This is a genomic window from Gammaproteobacteria bacterium (assembly GCA_003696665.1).
Taxonomy (GTDB): domain Bacteria; phylum Pseudomonadota; class Gammaproteobacteria; order Enterobacterales.
The window spans coordinates 1-8,847 of record RFGJ01000311.1; the positions used below are offsets into that span (position 1 = coordinate 1).

The window sequence follows — 8,847 nt, forward strand, 5'->3', positions numbered from 1 at the left end:
ACATCGAAGCCTTTCGCCAGACCGGTCATCATATCGTGAGACGCCATGGCCAGCATGCCGCGATACCCCATTGCGCCCGGCACCAACATAATAAAACCGGGCATCAGGACAGTTGCGCCGGGGAGCGCAAGATAGCGACTGGCCAAGTTGGCCGTGACGCCTACAGTGGTGGCGCTTAAGAAGGCGGCCATATGTGGGGTTGTGTACTTTTGTGCGAACACGGTCACGCCATAGGCGAGTAAACCGGCGACCACAAACCAGAAACCGTCCCGCCAGCGCGCAAAAAACAACGGCACCAGTGCCAGAGAGCCACAGGCAGCACTGAACCATGGCAGCCAGCTTGGGAGGTCATAAACCAATGCTTCATTGGGGTGCCCCCAAAGATTTTCTGCGAGTTCCATGCCAATAATACTGCCAAAAGTCAGCTGGATAAGGATGCTCGCGGCACCGAAGAGTCGCGCCGTGCCTGAAACCAGATTCTGGGTGGCCAGTTCGGCCAGCGCGATTGTGATAGAAAGCCCTGGGAGCAAGATAATAAGACCGGATAACAGGGTTAACTGATTGGCCAGTGGCCAAGCTAGGCCAGCTGAAAAAAACCAGATAAGCTGCGTGACTGCGATGGCGGACAGCGCGGGCAGCAAGTGACGGAACACGGAGTGACGGGTGGCATGATTCAGTCCCGCGATGCTAAGACCACTCAGCCCGGCCACGAGCATTTCCCGGCTGCCTCCGCCAAATATATTGGCCAGGGCGGCTGACACAACAAAATAGGCGAGATACCAAATCAATTGCCCGATAGGCGTTGGCAGGCGCTGGATTGCTTTCAGTTCGCGCGCGCCCGTAACGGTGTCTGTCACACCGTCGATCACGCGGCTGGCCACATCGGTCAGGCGTCGTAGCTGTTCGATGTTGACTTCACCAGGGGCTGCTCGAATGACGAAGGTCTGCGGCAGTGTGTCCGGTTGAAGGATGGATAGTGTGATCGCGGTTGGCGTGGACATGCACTGGACTCCAAGTCCTAAACGACTTGCACAGGCATTCACTGTTTGCTCAAGCTCATAGGCAGGCACGCCATTGACATGCAGGGCTTTGGCCAGACGCAGTATAAAGCCAGTCGGTTCATGCCGTGGTGGGCTGTTCGGCACGTCGTCGAGCGAGGCCGGTGAAAACGGGGCACCAGATTCCATTTGCTGTCAAAGTGTTTGAAAACCATAAGCATGGGATGAAAGCCAAAACGATGCAAGGAAAATTGTGACAGTTTGCACGGGCAGCTATCGTTCGGGATTAGCTGAAGCGAAAGGGTTTGGGTTTCCGTTGGTTGAAACTTCAGAAAATATCGCCATAGTCGATATACATTGGTAGGAGCAAAGCCATTTTCGGTACCGCATGGCAATTACCATTCCAACCCAAGAAACTCGACCCGTGGTGCCCAGCGCACATGAACAGGCCGCCAGTCCTGTGTCTGCTGCGTCAGACACCAAGGCCATCGATCGTCATCAGAAGCGGATGACCAGTGGTGTGGTCTACCATAAAGACGGCGATAAAGGTCGGTCTCGTCGGCGTTATCCATCGCGTACGGAAATGCGCCGTCAATCCAGAAAGCAGGTCCGGCGAGCGCGTGGGGCGCTTGGCCGCTACGTTGACCTACACGTTTGAAAGATTGCCATTTTCAATTGTGATTCATCCAGTTAGACTGATGTCACGGTGAACACCGGCTTATGTGATGACAGTTTACGATATTGACAAACTGATGGCGCAGACGCGCTCGTTAGCGGCAGAGTACCGTGCGGCGACAGGACAGGTGCTGCCAGTGTCATCGGAACTCGCAATTTATGATGCGTGCCGGCACCTGGGGTTGCGCGCTGCTTCGGAGCACCGGGCCGGTGTGGATGTGGTGGGTGAGCAAGGTGCCTACCAAATTAAAAGTCGCGTGTGCTTTGACCCGAAAAAGCGTGGTTATCGGCTCGGACGGGTCAACACGAAGGGTGATTGGACGCATGTGCTCTTGGTGGTGTATGACGCACGTTATGAACCTCTGGAAATATGGCAAGCTGAACGCAAGGTTGTGGAAGAGGCGCTGACTCAGGCACGACCCAACCCGCGGGGCAGTATGACGATTGAAAAATTCAAGGCCATAGGACACTGCGTTTGGCGAAGGGCAGCGGAAAACACGAATGAATGTTAAGGGGCGGGATGCGGCCTATTGGCTCGGGGAAGATGGGCCGTTTGCCCAAGCCATGGAAGCATTTGTGCCCAGAGAGGGCCAAATCAAAATGGCGTCGGCTGTGGAAGCCGCACTGTCTTCTCGCGGCAGGCTCATCGTGGAGGCAGAGACAGGGACTGGAAAAACGCTCGCCTACTTGGTGCCGATTTTGAGCAGCGGTGTTCGCGCCATCATCTCGACTGGTACCAAAACGCTCCAAGACCAATTGTTTGAGAAAGATATCCCATTGGCTTGCCAGATGATGGCGCCTGCTCCCGACGTGCGACTGCTCAAAGGCCGTGCCAACTATTTGTGTCGCTACCGCTTGTCGCAGACTGTGGCTGAGGGGTTGTTAACCAGTCGAGAAGACGTGGCGACCTTGCAAAGTATTGTCGAGTGGTCGCAGTACACAATTTCAGGTGATTTGGCGCACGCAGCACCCATTCGGGAAGATTCAGCACTTTGGCCACAAATCACCAGCACGCGAGAAAATTGCCTTGGGACGAGCTGTCCGAATTACGATGATTGTTTTGTCGTGCGAGCCAGGAGGGAAGCAGAAAAGGCGGACATTCTGGTCGTGAATCATCATTTACTGATCGCCGATTTGATGCTCAAGGATCAAGGTTTTAGTGAGCTATTGCCGCCGGTCGATGCCATTGTGTTTGACGAAGCGCATCAACTGCCGACAGTGGCTAGGCGTTTTCTTGGTTGGCGTTTCTCGACCAAACAATTCAGCTTGTTGTTGGATGATGTGCGCCGGGAACTGATGACAGCTGCCCCTGACATGCTGCAGGCATGGGGCAATAGAGAAGTCGTTTTAGCAGACGTCTTCGAGCACATCCGCAACTTTCCCGTGGATGGCCGTGTGTCTTGGGAAAATCGGCCCCGAGAAGCATGGGACGGGTTGTGTCAGCTGTTGTTCGACGTGGCGTCAAAAATGGCACAGCTTACCGAGGCTTGTGAGGCCAGATCAGAAGGACTTGCTCGCTGCCATCAGCGGAGCTTGTCATTGCTTGCCGATTTGCAGCGACTGATGGTGGAACCTGCGCAGGATTGGGCACGATGGCTTGAAAAGCATAGCCGCTCAATTGTGGTGACGGACGCGCCCTTGAATGTGGCAGAGCCTTTGCAACAGCGCTTGAAAGCTCAGGCGGACGCGGCATGGATCTTTACATCTGCGACGTTAAGTGTTGGTGGCGATCTGACACCGTTTGCCCACGACATAGGGCTGGAAGGGCAGGCAACCACATTGACAGTGCCTAGCCCCTTTGATTTTCAACGCCAGGCACTGTTGTATGTGCCGCGTTACGTCCCGGAACCGAACGCGAACGAAGCGTTATCAGTCATATTCGAACACGTAAGAGTGCTTGTGGAAAGGTCGCGGGGGCGGGCTTTTTTGCTGTTGACCAGTCATCGCGCGTTGAGCGAGGCGAGACTTTATCTGGCCGACTTGGAGGGAGTGTCTGTTTTTTTTCAGGGGGACGCGCCGAAAATGCAGTTATTGGAACAGTTTCGAACCAATGCGCCAAGTCTACTGGTGGCCACAGGCGCTTTCTGGGAAGGCGTGGATGTTCCGGGAGAGGATTTGCAGCTCGTCATGATTGACAGGTTACCATTTCCTTCACCGGACGACCCAATGACGGCTGCGAGGACGCGGTGGTGCCGTCGGCGCGGCTTAGATGCGTTTGAAGCCGTTTCGCTGTATGATGCGGTACTCGCATTAAAACAAGGGGCCGGCCGTTTGGTTCGTCGCGTGACAGACCGTGGTGTCTTGGTGATTTTTGACCCGAGATTGGTGTCGCGTCCGTATGGTGAATACTTTGTTCGATCGTTGCCGCCATTTAAGCGCACGCGGAGCATGAGTGAAATCGAAGCATTTTTTGAGGCACTCCATCAGCATGAAACTGATCGCAATTGAAACATCAACAGAATGTTGTTCGGTCGCGGTGACAGACGGAAGCAACATACATCATTGGGCTGAGGTGATACCTCGGGGACATGGTGAATTTTTGCTTAAGAAAATTGACGAGTTGTTGGCGCTCGCTGGGTGGCATAAGTCGGAGCTGGATGGGATCGTCTGTGGTATGGGGCCAGGAGCATTTACTGGTGTTCGTTTGGGCGTTGCAGTGGCTCAGGCGATGGCGCTGGCTGTGGATCAGTGCGTTTATCCGGTGTCCTCTCTGCAGGCCTTAGCGATGGCTGGCTTCGAGCATTATAAACAGGAAGTGAGCGCCATACGGGTAACTTTAGATGCGCGTATGGGGGAAGTGTATTGGCAGGCCTTTTCGCAAAAGACGCAAACACCTCTGATGGCGCCGCAGATCAGCAAGCCCGACGAGGTTCAATGGCCCAGTTCAGACACGTGGGTAGGATTGGGACATGGATGGCGGACCTACCCTGTTATCGGTGGCTGTCATACCACCATACCGCTTGAGCACGTGTTTTTATATCCACTGGCGCACTATGCGTTGAAATGGATGATGACCCATCACCCTGAGGGAGTGGCGCCAGAGGCTCTGACACCAATGTACCTGCGCAATAAAGTGGCGCTGACCGAGGCAGAGCGAAAAGCGGCATCAACTGGTCAACGATGAACGCATCATTGCGTTAGTCGTCAGAGGGTAAGTGCGGAAAAAGGAGGGAATCATGTGGCGTAGCGTCATTGTCTTAATGGTGATTTTGCTGACAGGGTGTCAGGCTATGTTGCCGACTCAATTACGAGGGGATGTCACATTTGTCGGGACGCCGACAGATGCGGTGACTGATTGGGACAGCACCAAAGGGCAATATGTTCGTTGGGGTGGGCTGGTAGCCAAAGTTAAAGTGCGCAAGCAGGCGACATGGGTGGAAATCGTGGCGCTACCATTGGAAGCCAGTGGTCGCCCTAGGCGCACCGATGCCAGTGAAGGCCGATTTATTGCACGTATTCCGGGACTGTTGGATCCGATCATTTATCGTCGTGGTCGTGAAATCACTGTCTATGGCACCTTAACCAAAACTGTTAATGGAAAGATTGGCGAACAGGCCTATACCTATCCAGTGTTGGATGTGGTCGGACATCAACTGTGGCCAAAGCGACGGGAAGTAAGAAAGGAAATTTACATTATTCCCAGTTATTGGGGCGGCTATTGGCACCCTCATATTTGGCCGGGTCCCGTTCATGTGCTCCCCAAACCCACCCCAAGGACCACGCCAGAAAAGAATGAAAAATAGTCGCTGAATGAGGATATGGAGCCGATGAAAATCACGTCAGTATTGGGCAATCGACAAAAACTCGACGGTGGTGCCATGTTTGGCAACGTACCAAAGGCACTCTGGCAGAAATGGGTGGCGGCAGATGAATTCAATCGTATCGATCTGGTATGTCGATGTTTTTTGTTGCAGTGCAATGGCCACAACATTCTTTTGGAGACCGGTATTGGCGCATTTTTTGAGCCAAAATTACGAGCACGCTACGGCGTTGTGGAAGCCAATCATGTTTTGTTGGACAATCTGGCGGCGCTAGGCGTCCAGCCTTCCGATATTTCAGCAATCATTTTGTCACATCTGCACTTTGACCATGCAGGCGGGTTGCTGAGCCCTTGGCAAGAACACACGCCACCTGAGTTGTTGTTTCCAAATGCGCTTTTCTTTGTTGGCCAAAAGGCGTGGGAACGCGCCTGCCAGCCCCATCCACGTGACCGAGCCTCCTTTATCCCTGAGTTGCAGACAATGCTGCAAAAATCAGGAAGGTTGCGATTGGTTGACCAATCATCTCATCCCGAACTGCCGAGTTTTATCGAATTCACCTTCTCGGATGGTCATACACCGGGAATGATGCTCACCTGGATTTCGATGCCGGAACATAAGTGTGTTTTTGCTGCAGACTTGATACCAGGCACCCCTTGGGTGCATCTTCCGGTGACCATGGGGTATGACCGTTTTCCAGAGCGATTGATTGATGAAAAGAAGCAGTTACTGGACAAGGTGATACAAGAAGACGCGTGGTTGTTGTATACCCATGATGCACAGGTTGCCGCGTCACGCGTGAGCCAAGACGCACGGGGACGTTATCTGGCCACTGATGCGCACGGTGATGTGGCCTGGGAAAATTAAATTTGATTGAACTGTGAACTTTTGTGCATTGGGGGAGTCAACAGTAATAGTTGAGGCATGATGATTGACCTCTCCTCTCAGTGTGACTCCCCCTATTGAAAAGCAACCAATGCTTTTCCCGGGGCCTCTGTCGAGGCCCCCTTTTTTTAGAAATGTAAACCAAAATTTAAAAATGCTCCGTCGATGGCCAGGTCGACATTGATGCCACTGACATCGTTTGCATTGAGCGAGATTCTCCGGTAGCCGAGTTCGGCATAAAACAAAGCATCTGTTTCATACCGGAGCGCTGCTTGCATATCTATGAAGGAGTCCCCACTGAAAGTGGCACCACTGGCCTCGACATCCAGTGAAAGACCGGTGAGCGGGAACTCAAAGTTGGCGCGTGCGTACAGCAGCGGGATGCTGTCATCCAAAGTATCACTTTCGCTGTTCTGCGTAGTTTCAATGCGTACGTCGCCATTGAACTTCTTGACATTCAAACCGACGTCCAGAGACACCCAGTTGTCGAGGATCTCGTAGTAGAGGATGTAGTCGTCGTGTGAGAGATCAAAGTCCGAGGTGACCGTGTCGCTGACACTAAACGTTGTGTTGCCGTAGGTAAAGCTTCGGCTCAGCACGGAGCTGCCATTAGTTTGCAGATCTTGGTGCCGAAGTTTTAGGTTAGGCAACAGTGGCACGGGATGCTCGAAAGCAATGGAATACGTGTTCTGGTTGTCATCTGACAGACCTAGGTCACTCTCGATGTTGACCTGGTCAGCGCCGTTTTGGATGTCGCCAGAATAAGCGGCATTCCATTGACCGGCACTGACATAAACCCCCAGCGTATCTGCTGAAGCGAGTGCTCCGGTGAAGGCCAACGCAAGCGCAATTTGAGAATATTTCATGTGATTACCTCTTTGATGATTCCGTTGTTTTGCGACTTCTAGCGTAGATGAAAATCACGGGCTCCGCCACAACCCTAAAAGCCAAAAAGGCCACCATCAGTGTTATTGTCCTCTTTTTTGAATTTATTGACATCAAAGTGGAGTGTCTCCACCAGCTTCTTGTCTTTAATCGCGCGCTCAACGACTTGTGCAACAGCGCGAGATACTACAGGGGCCACTTCATCGGGCGTGGCCTGCAGTGCGACCTCCAATGTGCGCAAGGAAGAAACCCGAAAGGTTCCAGATTTTTCTGGGGTGCGGACGGACAGTGCGAGGCTGACTTCGGCCTCGACTTCTGACTTCAAGGTTGCCTTTTTAATACGAACCTTTAGTTTCTCCACGGTCACGACCAGCTGGCTATGTGGTGTCTCTTCATCAATATCATCTGTTGTCGTGTCGAAACCTTGTTTGTCGAGCGCGTCTTCAAAAAGTGAGGCAAACAGGGCATCGGGCGCCGGGTCGAATTGATAGGGGTTGCCAAGGATTGCGCCCTCGGCGACCTCAACTTTCAATGCCACGGGGACATTGTCCCCCACATCGCGACTGTCAATGAGTAAGGATGGAGATAAGGACAAAGTAGGTATCTCTGGCATGTCGCTATCGGTCGTGGCACAACCTGCGAGGATTCCAATGGCAAGCATGGCAATGATGGTGATATTTGGGCGACGCATTGTCCCCTCCATAATGTTGTCAGACCTCTCTTCACGCTACCAAGTCTAGATGGCCCTGTAAAGTGCGTAAGCCGCATTGTATTCAGGTCGATATTTGCCGCAATGTCTCGTGATTACGAAGGCCGCTCGGCGTCCTTATCACTGGCCTTTTTGTTCTGTGGCTTGTGAGGCCGAGAGGGGAGCAGCGAGACAAGTGGTCCAATAATTAGGATAGCGGCGACAATCACAATAAACCAAGCCAGCGCGGTCATGGCGCCTCCCCGAGAAACCAAGGAATTAATTGATCGACATGGGCGATGGCCCAATCCTTGCCCGTAAAGGGATGTTTTGACCATGCTCGGATCAGACCGTCTGATACGCTAAGTAAGCGCATGCGGTTGGCGACTGGGAAATAGCTGATATGCCAAGGTTCACGGCCAACGCCCTGTGTCGTGTCTTTCTCATAGGGACGAAAAAAGCCGAACTTGTGGGCATTGTTTGATAACCAATCATCCAGCTTGGCGCATGGTTCGTTGTCGAACTCGTCACAGACCAGCTGCGGCGTCCAACCGTTTTGAATGGCGCGTGCGTCAAAAATATCAAAATCAGTCCCCCAATGGTGCCTCGAAAGTCCAGGAACCGCACTCCAACGCGCGATGGCCCAAAAGCGTGCGTCTTCCGTGGCGAAATATGTAATAGGTTGTGCATTATCGTCCAGAATTGGCCGCTGCCCGCTGACCTTGAGCTCCCAAAGGCGTTTTTGATCGGCATAACTGCGAAAGCTTGAGATCACCATAAAATCGACCCCATCTTCTTGCGCGGCTGTACGCATGTTGGCCAAGGCTTCAAGGGCATCGGAATGGCCGTAAACAGGCTTGCCAGTCAGTGACGGCAAACGTCCCTTGCACACGTGTACATCAGTCAAACCAAGAAATGCGTCGATGTTCACAACAGGATGCCTTCTAAAATTTTTTGA

At 52.9% G+C, this 8,847-nt stretch carries 10 protein-coding genes; 6 read left to right on the plus strand and 4 right to left on the minus strand.

Annotated features, from left to right (window positions below; all coding sequences use genetic code 11):
* Positions 1-1,187, minus strand: a 1,187-nt coding sequence (locus tag D6694_08385; GenBank protein RMH42036.1) for a threonine/serine exporter family protein, incomplete at its 3' end; no start/stop codon positions are given.
* 199 nt (positions 1,188-1,386) lie between these two features.
* Between D6694_08385 and D6694_08390 the strand changes: the two genes are divergently transcribed.
* The 6 genes from D6694_08390 to D6694_08415 all read left to right on the plus strand — a co-directional run bounded on the left by D6694_08390 (position 1,387) and on the right by D6694_08415 (position 6,298).
* Complete coding sequence (locus D6694_08390) at positions 1,387-1,656, plus strand: hypothetical protein (GenBank protein ID RMH42037.1); 270 nt, start codon at positions 1,387-1,389, stop codon at positions 1,654-1,656.
* Positions 1,657-1,723: 67 nt separating this feature from the next.
* On the plus strand, positions 1,724-2,185 hold the full coding sequence (locus D6694_08395) for a hypothetical protein (GenBank protein ID RMH42038.1): 462 nt from the start codon (positions 1,724-1,726) through the stop codon (positions 2,183-2,185).
* Positions 2,175-4,121, plus strand: coding sequence for an ATP-dependent DNA helicase (locus tag D6694_08400; GenBank protein ID RMH42039.1), 1,947 nt, complete (start codon positions 2,175-2,177; stop codon positions 4,119-4,121). The genes D6694_08395 and D6694_08400 overlap by 11 nt, the downstream gene beginning before the upstream one ends.
* Complete coding sequence (tsaB, locus tag D6694_08405) at positions 4,102-4,797, plus strand: tRNA (adenosine(37)-N6)-threonylcarbamoyltransferase complex dimerization subunit type 1 TsaB (protein ID RMH42040.1); 696 nt, start codon at positions 4,102-4,104, stop codon at positions 4,795-4,797. Before D6694_08400 ends, tsaB begins: the two co-directional genes overlap by 20 nt.
* A 52-nt stretch (positions 4,798-4,849) precedes the next feature.
* Positions 4,850-5,416, plus strand: coding sequence for a Slp family lipoprotein (locus D6694_08410; protein RMH42041.1), 567 nt, complete (start codon positions 4,850-4,852; stop codon positions 5,414-5,416).
* A gap of 24 nt (positions 5,417-5,440) precedes the next feature.
* Complete coding sequence (locus D6694_08415; protein ID RMH42045.1) at positions 5,441-6,298, plus strand: MBL fold metallo-hydrolase; 858 nt, start codon at positions 5,441-5,443, stop codon at positions 6,296-6,298.
* A gap of 146 nt (positions 6,299-6,444) precedes the next feature.
* Here D6694_08415 and D6694_08420 read toward each other — a convergent pair whose 3' ends face one another.
* The 3 genes from D6694_08420 to D6694_08430 all read right to left on the minus strand — a co-directional run bounded on the left by D6694_08420 (position 6,445) and on the right by D6694_08430 (position 8,820).
* The gene (locus tag D6694_08420; GenBank protein RMH42042.1) at positions 6,445-7,182 is read right to left on the minus strand and encodes a TIGR04219 family outer membrane beta-barrel protein; all 738 of its coding nucleotides are present in this window, start codon (positions 7,180-7,182) and stop codon (positions 6,445-6,447) included.
* 74 nt (positions 7,183-7,256) lie between these two features.
* The gene (locus tag D6694_08425) at positions 7,257-7,904 is read right to left on the minus strand and encodes a hypothetical protein (GenBank protein ID RMH42043.1); all 648 of its coding nucleotides are present in this window, start codon (positions 7,902-7,904) and stop codon (positions 7,257-7,259) included.
* A 235-nt stretch (positions 7,905-8,139) separates the two neighbouring features.
* On the minus strand, positions 8,140-8,820 hold the full coding sequence (locus D6694_08430) for a D-alanyl-D-alanine carboxypeptidase family protein (protein ID RMH42044.1): 681 nt from the start codon (positions 8,818-8,820) through the stop codon (positions 8,140-8,142).
* Between the last annotated feature and the right edge of the window lie 27 nt (positions 8,821-8,847).

Excerpts from the sequence above, each read along its gene's own strand:
- D6694_08390 (RMH42037.1), top strand. The coding sequence starts at position 1,387 with ATGGCAATTACCATTCCAACCCAAGAAACTCGACCCGTGGTGCCCAGC.
- D6694_08395 (RMH42038.1), top strand. The coding sequence starts at position 1,724 with ATGACAGTTTACGATATTGACAAACTGATGGCGCAGACGCGCTCGTTA.
- D6694_08400 (RMH42039.1), top strand. The coding sequence starts at position 2,175 with ATGAATGTTAAGGGGCGGGATGCGGCCTATTGGCTCGGGGAAGATGGG.
- tsaB (RMH42040.1), top strand. The coding sequence starts at position 4,102 with ATGAAACTGATCGCAATTGAAACATCAACAGAATGTTGTTCGGTCGCG.
- D6694_08410 (RMH42041.1), top strand. The coding sequence starts at position 4,850 with ATGTGGCGTAGCGTCATTGTCTTAATGGTGATTTTGCTGACAGGGTGT.
- D6694_08415 (RMH42045.1), top strand. The coding sequence starts at position 5,441 with ATGAAAATCACGTCAGTATTGGGCAATCGACAAAAACTCGACGGTGGT.
- D6694_08420 (RMH42042.1), bottom strand. The coding sequence starts at position 7,182 with ATGAAATATTCTCAAATTGCGCTTGCGTTGGCCTTCACCGGAGCACTC.
- D6694_08425 (RMH42043.1), bottom strand. The coding sequence starts at position 7,904 with ATGGAGGGGACAATGCGTCGCCCAAATATCACCATCATTGCCATGCTT.